Origin of the sequence: Massilia aurea (genome assembly GCF_024753205.1) — a bacterium.
Taxonomy (GTDB): domain Bacteria; phylum Pseudomonadota; class Gammaproteobacteria; order Burkholderiales; family Burkholderiaceae_D; genus Telluria; species Telluria aurea.
In genome coordinates this window covers 153,280-170,919 of the sequence record NZ_JANUGZ010000003.1, presented here as the reverse complement: position 1 = coordinate 170,919, position 17,640 = coordinate 153,280, and the positions used below count along the sequence as shown (strand labels likewise).

19 protein-coding genes are annotated in these 17,640 nt (G+C 65.4%); 15 read left to right on the top strand and 4 right to left on the bottom strand.

Translation table 11 applies throughout. From position 1 onward, the window contains the following. The first annotated feature begins 2 nt into the window (after positions 1–2). The 4 genes from NX775_RS11425 (at position 3) to NX775_RS11410 (ending at position 2,680) form a co-directional block, all read left to right on the top strand. Positions 3–605 (top strand): NF038129 family PEP-CTERM protein, encoded by a 603-nt coding sequence (locus NX775_RS11425; protein WP_258836130.1) that lies wholly within the window; start codon positions 3–5, stop codon positions 603–605. Between the two features lie 158 nt (positions 606–763). Further along, positions 764–1,480, top strand: a complete 717-nt coding sequence (locus NX775_RS11420) for a winged helix-turn-helix domain-containing protein (RefSeq protein ID WP_258836743.1) — start codon at positions 764–766, stop codon at positions 1,478–1,480. Continuing rightward, on the top strand, positions 1,477–2,187 hold the full coding sequence (locus tag NX775_RS11415) for a LuxR C-terminal-related transcriptional regulator (protein WP_258836129.1): 711 nt from the start codon (positions 1,477–1,479) through the stop codon (positions 2,185–2,187). Before NX775_RS11420 ends, NX775_RS11415 begins: the two co-directional genes overlap by 4 nt. 82 nt (positions 2,188–2,269) lie before the next feature. Continuing rightward, the gene (locus NX775_RS11410) at positions 2,270–2,680 is read left to right on the top strand and encodes a hypothetical protein (RefSeq protein WP_258836128.1); all 411 of its coding nucleotides are present in this window, start codon (positions 2,270–2,272) and stop codon (positions 2,678–2,680) included. 129 nt (positions 2,681–2,809) lie between these two features. Here the strand turns inward: NX775_RS11410 and NX775_RS11405 are convergent, their stop codons facing one another. Further along, complete coding sequence (locus NX775_RS11405) at positions 2,810–5,950, bottom strand: S8 family serine peptidase (protein WP_258836127.1); 3,141 nt, start codon at positions 5,948–5,950, stop codon at positions 2,810–2,812. A gap of 31 nt (positions 5,951–5,981) precedes the next feature. Then, the gene (locus tag NX775_RS11400; RefSeq protein ID WP_258836126.1) at positions 5,982–6,743 is read right to left on the bottom strand and encodes an NF038120 family PEP-CTERM protein; all 762 of its coding nucleotides are present in this window, start codon (positions 6,741–6,743) and stop codon (positions 5,982–5,984) included. A gap of 395 nt (positions 6,744–7,138) precedes the next feature. Here NX775_RS11400 and gspG point away from each other — a divergent pair, with 395 nt between their 5' ends. The 11 genes from gspG to NX775_RS11345 are packed head-to-tail and all read left to right on the top strand — an operon-like array spanning position 7,139 to position 16,634. Then, complete coding sequence (gspG, locus tag NX775_RS11395) at positions 7,139–7,576, top strand: type II secretion system major pseudopilin GspG (RefSeq protein ID WP_258836125.1); 438 nt, start codon at positions 7,139–7,141, stop codon at positions 7,574–7,576. 38 nt (positions 7,577–7,614) lie between these two features. Continuing rightward, positions 7,615–8,802, top strand: a complete 1,188-nt coding sequence (locus NX775_RS11390) for a type II secretion system F family protein (protein ID WP_258836124.1) — start codon at positions 7,615–7,617, stop codon at positions 8,800–8,802. Positions 8,803–8,804: 2 nt separating this feature from the next. Then, the gene (locus NX775_RS11385; RefSeq protein ID WP_370660587.1) at positions 8,805–10,505 is read left to right on the top strand and encodes a GspE/PulE family protein; all 1,701 of its coding nucleotides are present in this window, start codon (positions 8,805–8,807) and stop codon (positions 10,503–10,505) included. Next, entirely contained in the window at positions 10,498–11,307 is an 810-nt protein-coding gene (locus NX775_RS11380; protein WP_258836122.1) for a hypothetical protein, read from the top strand. Before NX775_RS11385 ends, NX775_RS11380 begins: the two co-directional genes overlap by 8 nt. Continuing rightward, complete coding sequence (locus NX775_RS11375) at positions 11,304–11,849, top strand: PilN domain-containing protein (protein ID WP_258836121.1); 546 nt, start codon at positions 11,304–11,306, stop codon at positions 11,847–11,849. Before NX775_RS11380 ends, NX775_RS11375 begins: the two co-directional genes overlap by 4 nt. Further along, positions 11,846–12,421: a hypothetical protein gene (locus NX775_RS11370; protein ID WP_258836120.1), complete on the top strand. Its 576-nt coding sequence runs from the start codon at positions 11,846–11,848 to the stop codon at positions 12,419–12,421. The genes NX775_RS11375 and NX775_RS11370 overlap by 4 nt, the downstream gene beginning before the upstream one ends. After that, entirely contained in the window at positions 12,418–12,963 is a 546-nt protein-coding gene (locus NX775_RS11365) for a hypothetical protein (protein ID WP_258836119.1), read from the top strand. The genes NX775_RS11370 and NX775_RS11365 overlap by 4 nt, the downstream gene beginning before the upstream one ends. Further along, positions 12,963–15,044, top strand: coding sequence for a secretin GspD/PilQ domain-containing protein (locus NX775_RS11360; protein WP_258836742.1), 2,082 nt, complete (start codon positions 12,963–12,965; stop codon positions 15,042–15,044). Before NX775_RS11365 ends, NX775_RS11360 begins: the two co-directional genes overlap by 1 nt. An 11-nt stretch (positions 15,045–15,055) precedes the next feature. After that, complete coding sequence (locus tag NX775_RS11355) at positions 15,056–15,529, top strand: type II secretion system protein (protein WP_258836118.1); 474 nt, start codon at positions 15,056–15,058, stop codon at positions 15,527–15,529. A gap of 11 nt (positions 15,530–15,540) precedes the next feature. After that, the gene (locus NX775_RS11350) at positions 15,541–15,924 is read left to right on the top strand and encodes a type II secretion system protein (protein WP_258836117.1); all 384 of its coding nucleotides are present in this window, start codon (positions 15,541–15,543) and stop codon (positions 15,922–15,924) included. Next, positions 15,918–16,634 carry a type II secretion system protein gene (locus NX775_RS11345; RefSeq protein ID WP_258836116.1) on the top strand — a complete coding sequence of 239 codons (717 nt, stop codon included), beginning with the start codon at positions 15,918–15,920 and terminating at the stop codon, positions 16,632–16,634. The genes NX775_RS11350 and NX775_RS11345 overlap by 7 nt, the downstream gene beginning before the upstream one ends. Positions 16,635–16,842: 208 nt before the next feature. Here NX775_RS11345 and NX775_RS11340 read toward each other — a convergent pair whose 3' ends face one another. Continuing rightward, positions 16,843–17,175 (bottom strand): low molecular weight protein tyrosine phosphatase family protein, encoded by a 333-nt coding sequence (locus tag NX775_RS11340; protein WP_258836115.1) that lies wholly within the window; start codon positions 17,173–17,175, stop codon positions 16,843–16,845. Between the two features lie 69 nt (positions 17,176–17,244). Continuing rightward, complete coding sequence (locus NX775_RS11335) at positions 17,245–17,640, bottom strand: hypothetical protein (protein WP_258836114.1); 396 nt, start codon at positions 17,638–17,640, stop codon at positions 17,245–17,247.

Sequence of the window (17,640 nt, the reverse complement as noted above, 5' to 3'; positions counted from 1 at the left end):
ACATGAACAACCTTTACGCTCTGTTCCTTCGCGCCATGCTGGCGTTTTCGATCGCCGTCGGCGCACCTGCTGCGCTGGCCGGCCCGCTGTACCGGGTTTCCCTCGACACGTCATCGTTTGCGGGCAGCACCGGCTTTCTCGACCTGGGCTTCAACGGTGGCGGCGATATGGGTCAATCCATCGCCCGTTTGAGCAACTTCAGCGGCAGCTTCATGGGCGATGCGACATATGCGGGTGATGCCACCGGTACCGTGGCTACCGGGGCGGCCCTGGGCAACAGCACGGGCGAAAATTTCTTCACGCAGGCAGTGACCTTCGGTGGGCTGTTCTCATTCGACGTGGCGTTTGACATGGGCAATGAGCAGCTGGGTACGCTGTTCACCGTTGCGCTGCTCAATGACACCTTTGACGCGTACCTGGGCGCCGGCGCCGAACTGTTCACGATCGACCTGATCACGGGCATGGCGGACACTGTCACGGTGAACGCGGCTGACCTGGTGCAGATTGCCCAGATCGCCGAAGTCCCGGAACCAGGCGAGTGGCTGCTGCTGGCCACCGGTCTGCTGCTGATCGTTGCCACGCGCCGTATGCAACAGCGCGGCTGATCCACGCACTTCCGATCAATCCGGCGCAGCGACCGACAGGCCGCTGCGCCGGATTTATTCTTTAAACATCTAAATACGTTAAAGAAATTGTATTTATAAACATCTGATCCTTGGGGCATAGTCATTGTATTGTCGCGCAGACATTACATATGCCTTCCATGCCAGTCCAGATTCTCGCGGTCGATCCTGACCCTGCTGTCCAGCAATTATTGAGACTCAATTTCGGCAGTGCCGGTTACCTGGTCGAGTGTTGCCCTGATGCGGAAAGCGCGCTGCTACGCATGGCGCGCGGTTTGCCGAACCTGGTGCTGATCGAGTGGGAGTTGCCGGGCCAGAGTGGTGAAACCCTCGTGCGCCGCCTGCGCGCGCACACCAGCACGCGCGGCATGGGTGTGATCATGCTCACAGAGCGCGGCGCCGAGGCCGACAAGGTGCTGGCGCTGGAGTCTGGCGCCGACGATTACGTCACCAAACCCTTCAGCCCCCGCGAATTACTGGCGCGCACACAGTCTGTGCTGCGCCGTCTGGCGCCCGCCGGCGCTGCCGCTTTGCGCGACGGTGGCCTGCACCTCGATCCGGACACGTTGCAAGTGAGTGCCGGTGGCCGTCCGATCCTGCTTGGTCCCGTCGAATTTCGCTTGCTGGCATTTTTGATGCGCCACCCGGAGCGCGTGCATTCGCGGCCGCAGTTGCTCGACCGGGTCTGGGGCCGTCATGCAGTGCTCGATGAACGGACCGTCGACACGCACGTCGGGCGCCTGCGCCAGGCGCTGGGCGCGGACGGGCAGGGCGAGCGCATCCAGACCGTGCGCGGCGCCGGCTACCGCTTTACCGCCGGACTGCCGACGCTGGCGACGCTGGCGAGCGTAGCATGACAATCCTCGACAAGCTGGAGCAGGAATACCTGTTGCGTACGATCGAGTCGGGGGTCGAACTTACCGAGCGGCGCCAGCTCTTCTTGTGGACGCAGGGAGCCTTCCAGGCGCTGCTGCCGCACGAGATCATGCTGTGCGTGAGACTCGATGCAACCGGCGCCGTCGACCATGTCGAGTGCCTGCACCGCGCCGTGCTCGACCGCGCTGCGCTGGTGCAGCTCAAGGCCCACGTGGCGCCGGCGCTGGTCGCGCGCTGGCAGGCGGCGCGCGCCATGCCCACTGTGATCGATGGCGCCGACACTGCCTTGTGCGCGACGGGGATGGACCACGCGCTCGTGCATGGCAGCGCGCAGCCGGGGGCAGCCGGCACGGTATTTGCGCTGCTGCGCATGCCGTCGCTGCCCGATGCGCGTCAGGTCTATTTTCTGCAGTTGCTGCTGCCGTATCTGCATCTGGGATTGCTGCGCATGCCGGTCGCGGCCAGCGCCGGGCAGGGGGCCGACAGCGCGCCGGTGCGGTCCCTGAGCGGGCGCGAACTGGCCGTGCTCGACCGCATACGGGCGGGGCACAGCAACGAAGAAGTGGCGCGCCAGCTTGGCATCAGCGCGCTGACGGTGAAGAACCATCTGCAGCGCAGCTACCGGGTGCTTGGCGTGGCCAACCGGGCGCACGCGGTGGCGCGCTGCATGGCGCTGCGTCTGCTCTGATCGTCGCTGCAGGAAAGTCCCAGCCGCGTGGGGCAGCCGCAATTCGCTTGACCCCACGCCGATCGCACGCGAAGATAGCCCCATGAACAAACTCTTACTTTTGCTGCTCGTCAGCTGCGCCGCCTGCACGAGCCAGGCCCAGGGTCCCGTCCGCGCTCAGGTCAAGGGAGAAACCTCCATCAGCACGGCGCCGGCCAATACGCTGGCCGACATCCGGCGCCAGATCGGCACGCCGACGTGCAGCGACAACGCGCAATGCCGCACGCTGCCGGTGGGCGCCATGGCCTGTGGCGGCCCGCAGGAATACCTGCCGTACTCCACGCAAAAGAGCGACGCCAACGCGCTGCGCGCACTGTCCGAACGCTCGTACACCGAGACCAAAGCAGCACTCACGGCCAGTGGCATGGTATCGACCTGCATGTTGAAGGCCGATCCGGGCGCAGTCTGCGTCGCCGGCACCTGCCAGCTCGGCACCGGTTCCCCGGTCAATTGATCGTTCATCGGCGCATGTTCATGCGCCTGCAATGACAAAGCGCGCCGAGGCGCGCTTTGTCGTTTACCACCGGACCGCCGGACCGCCGGATCGTTGAACGCTGCTGCGTTGCAACGATCCGGCATTACCTTACAGGCCCAGGTCCTTCTTGCGTGCGCCCGAGACTGCACGTGGAATCGGGCTGTTGGTTTCCACCTGCAACAGCGTCGTCGAGGCAATGGCGCCGTTTGGTTGCAGCAGGCGAATGGCGCTCAGGAAGCGTTTGCCGGTTGGCAGACCCGACCAGCTCGTGGTGACCGTTGCCGTACCGCCGACATACACCTGGGCAGGCACCAGCGCCTTGAAGTTGTAGGCGCGGTCGGCCGTGGTGACGACGCCGGCATGCAGGCCGAAGCCGATCACGCCGCCGTTGAAGGTGTCGTAGCCGAGGGCGCAGACCGTGTAGGTACCAGCGCTTGGCGAAGTCAGCGTGACCATTTCGTCCGACGTGCCGTTGGCCGAATAGCCCACTTCGGCATTCGCACCGTTGAGCACGAGCAGGTCGAGGTCGTTCGCGCCTTCGCCCGTCATGTCACGGTCGAACAGTTCAAACTTCGCGGCCATCGCGTTGCTTGGCACCACAACCTTGGACACGAACACGCCCGGTGCGCTGGCCAGGCAGGCCTGGCGCATCGTCTCCCGAGTGCTGAAGATCGCCGGGTTGGCAGTGCCCACGGTGCCGGCAATGCGGTCGATTTCCTTCATGCCGCCGGCCGCCACGCCCATCTTGCCGGCAAATCCGGTGCTGATGGTGAGGGACTTGCCACCGCTGGCGCGGTCGCTTTCCACGAGGGCAGGCGCCGAGATCAGGCGGCCCGAGCGGGCCACGATCGGGCTGCGCACGCGGTGGGTGCCGTCCGACCAGGTCAGCGAACCGAACTGCCACACATTCTCGGCGGCATTGGTGCGGGTCAGCGTCACGGTGTACTGGCGCGTCGCGCCGGCCGGCATGACCAGCGAGGTCGGGCTGACCGTGGCGGTAAAGCCCGTGATCGCCGCTGTCGGCGTGTAGGTCGATTCGCTGTCGCTGACATTGGTGACCGAGCGGGTGACGGTGACGGTGCCCAGCACATTGCCAACTGCGATCGACGGCAGGTTCAGGTTGTAGCCGGCGATGCTGCCGCCGCCGCATTGCGCTGCGACGCCCGCGCCGCACATGTATTTGCGGTAATCGAGTTCGGTGATGTCATACACCAGGCCCGGATTGGCCGCAGCGTTCGGTGCCACGTGGCCTGCGCCCTGGCCGAACGGCAAACTGCCGCGCGTATCGCCGGACAGGATCGCATCGGCGAAGGTGTCGGTGGCGGTCGTCATCAGTGCCGATTTGATCATGGCTGGCGACCAGGTCGGATGCTGCTGTCGCAGCAGGGCGGCCAGGCCGGCCACGTGCGGGCTCGACATCGACGTGCCCTGGTACGATGCCCAGGCCACCGGCACCGGATCGAGCGTGCCGGTGAGCAGCGCTGCGCGCTGCGCTTCGGTCATGTTCGGCGAGACCCCGGCGATGACGTCCACGCCAGGTGCGGTCATGTCAGGCTTGAGCACGTTCGGGTCGTAGCGGTTCGGGCCGCGCGACGAGAAGCTGGCCATCGTCGGCGCCGGCACGCTCGACGTGCCGATCACGAAGGTCGAGATCGACGCGGTGGCGCCGGACGTTGCAGCATACGACTTGATGACCGCGCCATCGTTGGCGTTGACGTGCACCGATGGGACTGCATGCACTTCGGCCACCAGGCCGGTGTTGTTGTCGATCTGCACCATGCCGACGCCACCGGCGTCCTTCACGGCCAGGCTCTTGTCGACACGCGCATTGCCGCCGCGAGTACAGGTCACGATCTTGCCGGCCACCTTGGCCGGATCGAGCACGGCCTGGCCGCCGTTTTCGTTGGCGCTGAAACACCGTGCCACCAGCGTCGGATTGGCGCCCGGCAGCGCTGCCGCTTCGGCAGTGATCATTGGCGCCGGGCCCACGGCCGTCGAATTCATCGACGCGCCGCGGAAGCTGCGGCCGTTGCCGAGCGTGACGGTGGCCTGCAGTTCGCGGTTGTGGGTCGAGGCGGCAACGGTTGCCTGCCATGGGCTGATGTGGGCGACCGTGTTTGCCGGGCCGCTGTTGCCCGCCGAGGCGGCAACGAACACGCCGGCATTCGAGGCATTGAAGAAGGCTTGCTCGACCGGGTCGATGATCGACTCACCGCCGCTGATCGAGAAGTTGATCACGTGCACGCCGTCGACCACCGCTTTTTCGATGGCCGCGACGCTGTCGCCGGTGAAGCAGGCATTGCGCCGGCCGCTGGCCTGGGCCGGATCCAGGTAGGTCCAGCACACCTTGTACGAAGCGATCCGCGCGCGTGGCGCCATGCCGCTCATTTCGCCGATGGCGACGCCGCCGACGACCGCAGTCGAGCGTGCATTGCCGCCGGCCGTGGTGGAAGTGTGGGTACCGTGGCCGCCTTCGCCGGTGGTGCCGCCGATGGAATCGCGCGGCGACGAATTGAACTCGGTCCAGTGGCTGACCCGGTTGCTCGAGCGGTAGCTGGCGTCGAAATACTGGGCGCCGATCAGCTTGTTGTTGCAATCGGCGGCGGTAAAGCCTTCGCCGGTCTGGCACGTGCCTTTCCAGCGCGACGGCGGCGCATCGTACACGATGGTGCCGCTGGTGGCGAAGGTTGGCTTGCCGTTGGCGTCGACACGGTCGGCGTACGATGGATGCTCGGGCCAGATGCCGCCATCGACGATGCCGATGATGATGTTCTCGCCGGCGGCGCCCTGGCCGCCAAGCTGCGACCACAGGCCGCCCGGTTGATCCAGGCCGAGGAAGGTCGGGGTGTAGGTGGTGGCCAGTTCGCGCGGCACGTCCGGCGAGACCGTGACCACGTCGGTGCGCGCCATCAGGGTGCGCACTTCGGCATCGGTCAGCATGGCGGCAAAGCCGTTCAGGACCACACTGTACTCATGCAGCACCGGTGCGCTGGCCACGACGGCGCGCACGGCGGCCTGCTTGCGGGTCAGGTAGTTGTTGTAGAGAACAACGTTCTGGGTTTCCAGGTTCAGGCGGTTGCCGGCGGCTGGCTGGGTCGCGGGCATGCCGGCGATCTCGCCGGTGTAGCCGGCGATCGGCTTGTCGGCCAGTTGAACGATGTACGGGCGGCGCACGTCCTGGGCCTGGACGGTGATCGTCAGGCTGGACAGGACCAGCAGTACTGCTGCGGATAATGGACGGAGTTTCATGGTGATTCGTTCCCGGGATACGTTGTGGGGGTCAGGCGCGGATGGCAAGGCTGTTGCTGCGGCGGCGGCGGCGTGCGCTGGCGGCCAGGCCGGCGATGCCGAGACCGAACAGCAGCGCGGTGGCCGGTTCCGGCACATCGGCGGCTGCGCCTGATTCCAGGTTCAGGTTATCGATGGCAAACTGGCCCTGGTTGGTATTGAAGGCCGAGCAGTCGCCCGCGCCGTCGCACACGAAGCCGAACAGGGCGATCTCCGTGAATGCCAGTTGCGAGAACGCGCCAAAGTCGTAGCCGCCGAATCCGAAGCCAGCGCTGGATGGACCATCCAGTGCCAGGTCGATGTACGTGTAGCTGCCGTCAGCGCGGAAGCCCTGCGCGCGCAACAGACCCGATACGGCCGGGTAGCCGCTGAGTTCGGTTGTATTGCCGATGAAGCTCGCATCCACGCCCAGCATGCGGAAGGGGTTGCCGTCCTCGGCAGTGATCCAGACGACGCTGTCGTTGAACGCGCCGTAGTACATGCTCGAATTATTCACCGGGCACGCCATGTCACAGGCCCATGGGTCGCTGCCATCGACAAAGGCGCCCACGCCGGTGCTGCTGTCGGCTTGCGGGTTGTTGGCATCGAACCGCATCGAGAAGCCCGATTCCTGGTAGGTCTCGCCATGCGCGACAGCGCCATAACCATTCTCGAAGCCGATGGTGGCGGCCTGAGCCGGTGCGGCCAGAATGACGGCGCCAAGCGTGGCGCTGCATAACGTTGCAAGAGTGCTGCCGAGGGTCGGTGCTGCCAATCGTCCGTGCCGAATCATGATGTGCCTTTGTCGTTGTATTGGTGCTTGCCGGGATACGGCAAGACCGGTAAAAGCGCAACCTCCTGTTGCGTTGTAAATAAATATATCAATGGAAATAATTAAAATGTAAAAATTATTAACAGGAAAAATATTGAGTTTTCGGAAAAATGATTAATTAAATTCGGTTTCTACAGCGACCAGACTTTGTTTTATGGTTTTATGACGTCGGCATGAATTGTGGCGTTTTTGTAACAGTAATTGAACAAGGTGCTGTTTGTTTCGCCTCTACAGCTTTGACGCTGGGTGGTATCTCAAAACAAGAGTTGTCCTTCTGCCATACCGCGTGATACCGTTCAGAGGTATTTTTTTGCGCGTAGCACATGAGGAGTCGGTTGATGTTTTTTGCCATGAAACGGGGCGCCGCGCGTCGCAGCGCCGGGTTCACGTTGCTGGAATTGCTGGTGGTGATCGTCATCATCGGTTTGCTTGCGGCCTATGTCGGCCCGAAATATTTTTCCCAGCTGGGCAAATCCGAAGTCACTGCGGCCAAGGCCCAGATCGATGCGTTCGATAAAACGCTCGACACCTACCGGCTCGACGTCGGCCGCTACCCGACTACCGAAGAAGGCCTGGCGGCCTTGATGACGGCGCCGCCCAGCGCCGGCGTCAAATGGAACGGCCCGTACCTGAAGAAAGCCGTGCCACTCGATCCATGGGGCAATGCGTACCAGTACCGCGCGCCTGGCGCCCGGGCGGAGTACGAAGTGCTTTCGCTGGGCAAGGACGGCCAGCCCGGCGGCGCCGGCGAGAACGCCGACATCACGTCGAACTGAATGACGTTTCCAGCATTACCCACCTGACAGCGCCGCCCATGCAGTTCGCCGTTCGCACCCTCGCGCCCGACATGTCGATCGCCAACCTCGTCGTCGACGCCCTCGACGCGCAGGATGCACGCCGCCAGATCGAGGCGCGTGGCCTGTTCGTCAGCGCCGTCGAACCGGCGCGCGGCGCGCGTCTGGCCAGTTCGCGCGGCGCCAAATTATCTCTGGTCCTGTTCAGCCAGGAACTGCTCGCGCTGCTCAATGCCGGCCTGGGCATCGTCGAAAGCCTCGAAGCCCTGCTGGAAAAGGAAAGCGCCGCGCCCACCCGCGCCGTGCTCGAACGCCTGCTCGGTGGCCTGCGCGAGGGCAAGCGTTTTTCGGCCGTGCTGGCGGCGCAGCCGGCGCTGTTCCCGCCGCTGTACATCGGCATCGTGCGCGCCGCCGAAGGCACCAGCGACCTGCCGCGCGCACTGACGCGCTACATCGACTACCAGCAGCGGATCGACACCGTGCGCGCCAAAATCGTCAGCGCCTCGATCTATCCGGTGATCCTGCTGATGGTCGGCGGGGGCGTATCCGGCTTTTTGATCGGCTACGTGGTGCCCAAATTCGCCGAGGTGTACCAGGGCGCGGGCCGCGACCTGCCGTGGCTGTCGCAGCGGCTGCTCGACTGGGGCCAGTTCGCGTCCGGCCACGGGACGGCGATTCTGATCGGCGCCGTGCTGGTAGTGGCCAGCATCGTCGCCGGCATTCGCCATCTGCGCCGCAGCGGCGGCATGGGCCGGCTGCTGCGGCGCGTGCCCGGCATTGGCGAGCGCGCCCGCGTGTATGAACTCTCGCGCCTGTACCTGACGCTCGGCATGCTGACCGAAGGCGGCATCACGATTGTCGGCGCTATCGAGACCGTGCAGCAGATGGTCGCGCCGCACCTGGCCAAAAACCTGTCGGCGGCGCGCGCCGCGATCGAGTCGGGCGAGCCGATGTCGAACGCCTTCGAAGCCCACGGCCTGACCACGCCGATCTCGCTGCGCATGCTGCGCGTGGGTGAACGCACGGGCGAAATGGGGCCGATGCTGACCCAGTCGGCTGCGTTTTACGATGGCGAGATCGGGCGCTGGATCGACCGCTTCACGCGCACTTTCGAGCCACTGCTGATGGCCGCGATCGGCCTCGTGGTCGGCGCCATCGTCGTGCTGCTGTACATGCCGATCTTCGACCTGGCAGGAGACATGTCATGAACATGCACACCGATACCGTGGCCGCCGCGTCGTTCGATCCCGCCATCCTGGCGCAGGCACGCGCCGCCGCGAACGTGTCGCGCCGGGGCCTCGTGGCCGAATTGGAAGCGCTGACCGGGCGCGATGCGCGCGAGCTGGTGCAGGCCCTGGCCGCGCTGTTTGCGCTGCCGGTGATGGAAACGGGGGAGATGCTGCTGCTCGCACCGGCGTTCGACCTCCTGCCCCTCGCACAAGCGCTGTCGCGTCATTGCGCGCTGCTGCGCCATGCCGACGGGCGCCTGGTGGGCGTGGTGGCCGATCCGTTCGATCTCGACCTGCAGACGTGGCTCGGCGCCCAGGCCCGCGCCATGCCCAGCCGGCCGCTCGACCTGTGCCTGGCGCAGCAGGCCGACATTCAGGCCTACCTGTCCAAGCAGGAGGAATCGGCGCGCGCCGTCGATTCGCTCGTGGGCGGCGCTGCCGACGGCCGGCGCGACGGCAAGATCGGTACCGTGCTGTCGTTCGCGTCGGTGTCCGAAGCGGGCAGCCCGGCCGTCAAGCTGGTCAACTCCACGCTGTACGACGCGTTGAAAGCCGGCGCCTCGGACATCCACCTGGAAAGCACGGCCGGTGGGCTGGCCGTGAAGTACCGGGTCGATGGCGTGCTCGATCACGCCACGACAGTGGGCGGTATCGAGCTGGCCGAGCACATCATCTCGCGCCTGAAGGTGCTGGCCGAACTCGATATCGCCGAGCGCCGCGTGCCGCAGGACGGGAGCTTCCGGGTCGAGGCGGCCGGGCGCGACATCGACCTGCGCGTGTCGATCATGCCGAGCATCCACGGCGAAGATGCGGTGATCCGTATTCTGGACAAGCGCGCGATGATCGAAGCCTACGGCTCGCTCACGCTCGAAGCGCTGGGGTTCGACGCGCCATCGCTCGTCACGCTGCGCCACCTGGCGCAGGAAGCCTACGGCATGCTGCTGGTAACGGGGCCGACCGGCTCGGGCAAGACCACGACCCTGTACGCGGCGCTGACCGAAATCCACAACGGCCGCGAAAAGATCATCACGATCGAAGACCCGGTGGAGTACCAGCTGCCCGGCATCCTGCAAATCCCGGTCAACGAAAAGAAGGGCCTGACCTTTGCCAAGGGCCTGCGCTCGATCCTGCGCCACGACCCCGACAAGATCATGGTCGGCGAGATTCGCGACCGCGAGACCGCCGAGATCGCGGTGCAGTCGGCGCTGACCGGTCACCTGGTCCTGACGACTGTCCACGCCAATAACGTGTTCGACGTGTTCGGGCGCTTCACGCACATGGGCATTGATCCATATGCGTTTGTCTCGGCCCTGAATGGCATCTGGGCCCAGCGCCTGATCCGCATGAACTGCCCGCGCTGCGGCGAGCAGTACGACCCGACCGATCTCGAACTGGCCTCGGTGCATCTGGAACGCGCCGAGGTGGGCGACTACCTGTTCATGCGCGGGAAGGGCTGCGGCGATTGCCGTGGCACCGGCTACAAGGGCCGTCGTTCGATTGCCGAAATCCTCACCCTGAACGACGAGATCCGCGAGCTGATCGTCGACAAGCAGCCGATCCGCCGCATCAAGGCCGCGGCCCACGCCAACGGCACGCGCAGCCTGCGCCTGGCCGCGCTTGACCTGGTGCGACGCGGCGCCACCACCATCGATGAAATCAAGCGGGTGACCCTGCATGCGTAAGCTTCTTGGACACACCCTGCGCCTGGGCATTGCCAGCGATGGCCTGGCCCTGGTCAGGGTCAACCGCCTGTTCGGCCGCGCGCCCGTGCTGCTGGCCGAGCAGCGGCTCGACCTGTTCGCGCCCGATGCGCTGGCCACGGGCCTCTCCGCGCTGTTCGCGGACCATGCGCCTGGCGGCTGGACGGTGAGTGTCGTGCTGGCCGATGAATTGATCCGCCTGTGGCAGGTCACGCCGCCGCAAGGCGCCACGCGCATGGGCGACCTCGAAGGGGCGGCTGCGCTGCGCTTCCAGCACCTGTTCGGGGCGCCGCCTGCCGAGTGGGTGATCCGCGCCGACTGGGATGCGGGCAAACCGTTCCTGGCCAGCGCCGCGCCACTGAATCTGCTCGATGGCCTGCAACTGGCCGCCGAGACCCACCGCTTTCATCTGGTCGACATCCGGCCGCAATTCGTGGCCTCGCTCAATCAGTGGCGCCAGGCGCGCAGGGCAGGGGCATGGTTCGGCCAGGTACATGGCGGCGTGTTGTCGCTCGCGGCGTATGACGGCGCGGTTTTGATGGCCGTGCGCAGCAGCCCGATCCCGGCCGGCGCCGATCGCGACTGGCTGGAATCGCACGTGGCGCGCGAAGCGCTGCGCGTGGGCGTGGGACGCCCCGAAAGGCTGCAACTGTGCGGCGCCGCGCCGGCCGCCTGGGGCAGCAGCCCGGGGCGCCTGAAGTTCGCCTGCAGCCTGCTCGAACAGAACACCGGCGACGGCTGGTCCGACCTGGCGCGCCTGGCGCGTACGGGAGCGCCCGCGTGAAGCGCACCCGCATCGATTTCGCCCCGCCGGGCCTGCGCCGCACGCTGTTTCGCACGCCGCCACGTGTGATTTTCATGCTGCCTGTCGTGCTGTTGATCTGCGTGCCCGCAGGGTTCATGACCCAGCGCTACGTCGAGCAGCAGCAGGAACTGACCGACCTGCAGGCGGCGCTGGCCGTGCGCAATGCGCCGCCGCCCGTCGTGGTGGCCGCCGCGCCGAAGGTAACCCTGGCGCCGGCGCAGGTCACCGCCGTCAACGCCGCCGTGCAGCAACTGAACCTGCCATGGCGCGACCTGGCGGCAGCGCTGGCCGACGCCACGCCTGCCTCGATCGCGCTGCTGGCGCTGGAGCCCGACGCCAAGCGGCGCACGCTGCGCATCAGCGCCGAGGCCAAGAACAGCGACGACATGCTGGCCTATATCACGCGCCTGCAGGCCGAGGAATGGTTCACGAGTGTGGTGCTGATGCGCCATGAGGTGATGCAGGAAGACCCGAACCGGCCACTGCGCTTCCAGGTCAGTGTGCAATGGGGGACGCCATGACGCTCGCGACCCTGCCACTGCGCGCCCGCCTGCTGCTCGCGCGCGTCAATCCGCTGACGGCGCTGGTCCTGGCGCTGATCGTGGCTGGCGCAGCCGTGCAGGTCGCGCTGGTGCCGGCGCGCGCCCGCCTCGAAGCAGACTACGACGCGGCGCGCCGCCTCGCGCGCACGCCGTTGCCACCGCGCCCGGCACCAAGCGCGCCACCACCGAGCAGTGACCAGAACCTGGCGCAGTTCTACGCGACGCTGGGCGATGCCCGTAGCGTGGAGCGCCAGTTGAAAGCGGTGTTCGCACTGGCCGCCCGGCATGGCTTGACGCTGGAGCAGGGCGAGTACCGCACCACGGTCGACCGCAACGCCCGGCTGGTCGCCTATCAGATCAACCTGCCCGTCAAGGGCAATTACGCGGCAATCTGGCAGTTTGCAATGGACGTGCTGCGCGCGGTGCCACATGCCTCGCTCGACGACGTGGCGTTTCGCCGCGACGCGATTGGCGAGGCGGGCGTCGATGCCCGGCTGCGCCTCACGTTCTATCTCGCCGAGCGCAGCGCAGCACCCGGAGAAGCGCGATGAAGCCCCGTCACATCGCCATGGGTGGCGCGCTGGCGCTGGCCGCCGGCCTGGTCGTGTTTGGCGACACCACACCTGACAACACACTGGCCGAACCGGCCGAGCGCGTAGCAAAGACTGCCGCCACTGCGCCTGCCCGCAGCACGGCCGTGGCGGTGGCCAAGCCCGTCGCGGACACCGCGATCGTGCGCCTGGTCCCGCGCGACGAGTTGATCGGCGCTGACGGCGAGCGCTTCGGCGAAGGCGAGCAGGGCCTGTTCGCGCGCCACGACTGGACGCCGCCACCGCCGCCGCCATCGAACGCACCGCCCCCGCCACCGCCGCCGCCCGTGGCGCCACCGCTGCCGTTCAAGTACATCGGCAAGTCGCTCCAGGACGGCGTCTGGGAAATCTACCTGGCCCGCAACGACCGTACCTATCTCGTGCGCGACGGCGCGACGATCGACGGCGCCTACCGCGTCGACGCGATCCGTCCGCCCACGCTGACCCTGACTTACCTGCCGCTGGACCAGGTCCAGCAGCTCAATATTGGAGTATTCGATTGATGGCTCGTTTGCCGATGCAGGGGCTGACCCTGCTGCTGTTGCCGTTTCTTCTCGCGGGTTGCGCGGCGCAGCGCGCCTACCAGGAGGGCAACGCACTGGTGGCCCAGGACAAGGTCGGCGCCGGCCTGGCCAAGTACCAGGAGGCGCTGGCCTCCGACCCCGGCAATCCCGAATACAAGGCGGCCTACCTGCGTGCGCGCGACGGCGCCGTCGTGCGCATGGTGGAGGCAGCCGACCGCGCACTGGCCGCCGGCCAGATCGATGTGGCCAGTAATGAATACCGGCGCGTGCAGACCATCGATCCGGGCAACGACCGCGCCCGCGCCGGTCTGCGCCAGGTCGAGGCGGACCGGCGCCATGCGGCCGCACTGATCGAGGCGCGCGCCGCCTTCGAGAAGGACGATATCGAGACCGCGCGCAACAAGCTGGCCGCCGTGCTGACCGAGCGCCCGGCGCACGAGGCAGCGCGCCTGCTGCTGCTGGAGATCGACGAGAAAGCGGCGGCCGCGCCATCCGGCCCGGCAGCGCTGGCGGCCAGCTACCGCAAGCCCATCAGCCTCGAGTTTCGTGACGCCCCACTGAAGCAGGTGTTCGAGATCATCGCCCGCCACTCGGGCCTGAACTTCATCTTCGACAAGGACGTCAAGGCCGATACTCGCACCTCGATCTTCCTGAAGAACAGCACCGTCGAAGCAGCCGTGTACTACCTGCTCATGACGAACCAGCTCGAGCGCCAGGTCATGGACGGCAACACGATCCTGATCTACCCGAACGTCGCGGCCAAGCTGCGCGAGTACCAGGAAATGACGGTCAAGACGTTCTTCCTGGCGAACGCCGACGCCAAGTCCATCGCCAACACGTTCAAGACGATCCTCAAGAGCCGCGACGTGGTGGTCGATGAAAAACTGAACCTGGTGATCCTGCGCGACAACCCGGAAGCGATCCGCATCGCCACGCAGCTTGTGGCGCTGCAGGACGTGCCGGAGCCCGAAGTCATGCTCGACGTCGAGGTGCTGGAGATCAACCGCAGCAGCGTGATGGACCTGGGCATCAACTGGCCGACATCGCTAGGGTTCTCGCCACTGACGTCGTTCGACGGCAACGTGCTGACGATCGACCAGCTGCGTGGCCTGAACAGCAGCACGATCACGACGGGCCCGATCAGCGCCACGCTCAACGCCAGCAAGACCGATGGCGACACGACGACGCTGGCCAACCCGCGCATCCGCGTGCGCAACAAGGAAAAGGCCAAGATCGTCATCGGCGACAAGATCCCGAATATCTCGGCGACAGTGTCGTCGGGGATCGGCGGCTTCGCGTCCGATAACATCACCTACCTGGACGTGGGCCTGACGCTGAACGTCGAGCCGACCATTTACCTGAACAACGAGGTCGCGATCCGCATCAACCTCGAGGTCAGCACGCTGGGCGAACGCGTCGAGACCCGTAATGGCACCGTGGCGTACCGCATCGGCAGCCGCTCGGCGACCACCATGCTGCAACTGAAGGATGGCGAGAACCAGGTGCTCGCTGGCCTGATCAGCAATGAAGACCGCAGCAGCGGCACCAAGGTGCCGGGCGTGGGCGACCTGCCGATCGTCGGGCGCCTGTTCGGCAGCCAGACCGACAGCAACGGACGCACCGAGATCCTGCTGTCGATCACGCCGCGCATCGTGCGCGCGGTGCAGCGCCCTCCCGCATCGGCGTCCGAATTCGGTGCCGGCACCGAGTCAAGCTTCCGCCGCCGGCCTGACAATGCCGTGCGCGCACCGGTAGCGCTGCCGGCGACGGGTGCGCGGCCTGCCACGCCAGCTCTGGCGCCGCCAGCGACCGTCACCACGACCACGTTCACGACACCGGTCGCGCCGCCGCCGGCGCAGGAACCCGCGACGTCGTTCTCGGTACCGCCGTCGGCCTTGCCGGCCACGCCGCAACTGGGCTCGCCGCCATCGGCGCCGCCGGGCCAGCCGGTGATGGCGCCTGAATCTGCGCCTGCATCTGCATCGGAATCTGCGCCCGAGGCCATGGCGCAGCCGGCCGCCTATCCACCAGGCGTGACGCCGCCAGTGCCGCAGCGATGACGCAGCCGGGCATGCACGCGCGGCACGGCTTCACGCTGATCGAGCTGCTCGTCACGCTCGCGATCCTGGCCCTGCTTGGGACCCTGGTGCTGCCGGTGGCCGAAGTGACGGTGCAGCGCCGCGACGAGCAGGAACTGCGGCGCGGCCTGCGCGAAATCCGCGCTGGCCTGGACGCCTACAAGAAGGCTGCCGACGAGGGCCGCGTGGCCAAGGCCGCCGACGCCAGCGGCTATCCGCCGCGTCTCGAATTGCTGGTGCAGGGCGTGCCCGACCTGCGCAGTCCCAAACAAGCGAAGATCTATTTCATGCGGCGCCTGCCACGCGACCCGTTCACGCCGGAGCGCGATCTCGATGACGCCGCCACCTGGGGCAAGCGCAGTTATGCCAGCGAGCCGGATCAACCGCAGGAAGGCGACGATGTCTATGATGTGGTTTCGCGCTCCACGCGGGTGGGGTTGAACGGCATCCCCTACAACAAATGGTGAGCACAATGCGCATGCATGCAGATGGAAAAGGCCGCGGCTTCACGCTGATCGAACTGCTGGTTGTGCTGGGGATCATCGCGCTGCTGCTGACGGTGGCGCTGCCGCGCTTTTTCCCCAGCATCGACAGCGCGAAAGAGACGATCCTGGCCGATAACCTGCGCAACACGCGCCAGGTGGTCGATCAGTACCGCTCCGATACGGGCCGCTATCCCGAGTCGCTCGAGCAGCTGGTGGAGGCGCGCTATCTGCGCGAAATCCCGCTCGACCCGGTTACCGAAGCGCGCGACACGTGGATCCTCGAAGCGCCGCACGAAGGGGAGCAGGGCGGCTTCGCCAACCTGCGCAGCGGGGCGCCGGGCAACGACCGGCGCGGCCGGCCCTATCTGGAATGGTAGTTCGGGCAGGGATACGCCGCGGGCGCCAGGCCGGATTCACTTATCTGGGCCTGATCATCTTTGTCACCATCATCGGCCTGGTGGGCGCCGCCACGCTCAAGATCGGCGCGCTGCTGCAACGGGCGGCGGCCGAGGAGGAGCTGCTCGACATCGGCGCCGCCTTCAGCGCGGCGCTCGACAGCTACGCGGCCGCGACGCCGCAAGGCGCCTCGCCGTATCCGCCATCGCTCAAGGAATTGCTGAAGGACCCGCGCGTGCCGGGCGTGCGCCGGCACCTGCGCAAGATCTTCGTCGATCCGCTGACGGGCAAGGCCGAGTGGGGTGTGGTGTACCTGGGCGAGGGCACGACGGGCGTGGTAGCGGTCCATAGTCTGTCGACGGCCAAGCCGCTGAAGGTCGCCAATTTCGACAGCCGGTTTGCTGGCCTGGACAATGCGGACACGATTTCGGCGTGGCGGTTCAAGGCGCGCGATCCGGCGCTGGGGCAGGCGCCTGGGCAGCCGCAGCCGCAGCCGCAGCTACAGCCTGCTGCACCGGCTGCGCAACCGGTGCTGCCTGATCTGCCAGCGGCGCCGCCGGCAGATGCACCGCCGCCGGAAGCGACAGAAGAACTGGATACCGCGCCGGAACCTGCACCGGAATCGGCACCAATGAATGCACCGGAAACCGTACCGGAAACCGCATCGGAAGCGCCACCAGAGGATCGATAGGTGTGGACGAACTATAATGTCTGCCCCAGGCGATCTTGCGCGACAAGCCGATCACTGCATCTTGTCATGCAATGAGTGTCTGCGACAATGCGGCGATAGCGTGTTTTGCACCAGTCGCGTCCAACAATAAAGTTGGCATAGGCGGCCGGGTACGCTATGCGTGACAGTGCACTTTCGACCACATTCAAACCGTCATTGTAGTGCGCTCCTATCGGGAAGTTCGCAAAAACCGACCTGCCCTCGCTTCAAGTAACTTAATCAGTTCCGGCTGCATATACACATAATCATCCGGAATATCCAGGCAAACAATACGTTTTCCATTCAAATGCTTTCGGAACCTTGATGACAACTTATTGCGATGCGCCTTTTCCATCACGAAGATAATATTAGACCAAGCTAATTGTTCCGAAGACAAAGGTACCGTTGCATCCCCACCCAAGCCAGCGGAGTCAGTTTCAACCTCTGGCCAACTCGAGAATAGCTGCTCGGCAGTAGGACTTCGCAGGCGATTCTGACTACAAATAAACAATGCGCGATTCATTTTCCTCATCCTGGAAATGCGACTAGTGATATAAGAATTGCTACTATTCAAGTAAAGTCCGGGATTGCTTCATTTCTCTGGTATGTGAGAGCGCAGAACCACTGTCACTGTGTAAGAAAGTCGACGCTCTTTTTCCAGCTGATCAACCAGGGAGGCTGGGATATCGTATTGTCCCATAGGCATTTGCTTGTAGAACGGTGGCGACTCAGTGCGTAATAGAATCCAAATGTTTTCTCCTGAAACCCCTCTGACGCCAAGGACTTCGCGGTCGTGCATGCTGCGTATGACTGGCGCATTCAAAGCTGCGTTGCGGTTCTGCAATTCGATCGCTTGAAGGGTTGACCATTCACTTTTCTCGCCGAAGGTCTCGATAAGCTCTGGACTGGAGCATGCCTTAACGATGAAGCCAACGGCGACAGATATGGACAGGGCCATAACCACGCATCGGACGGAACCAAGATTCAT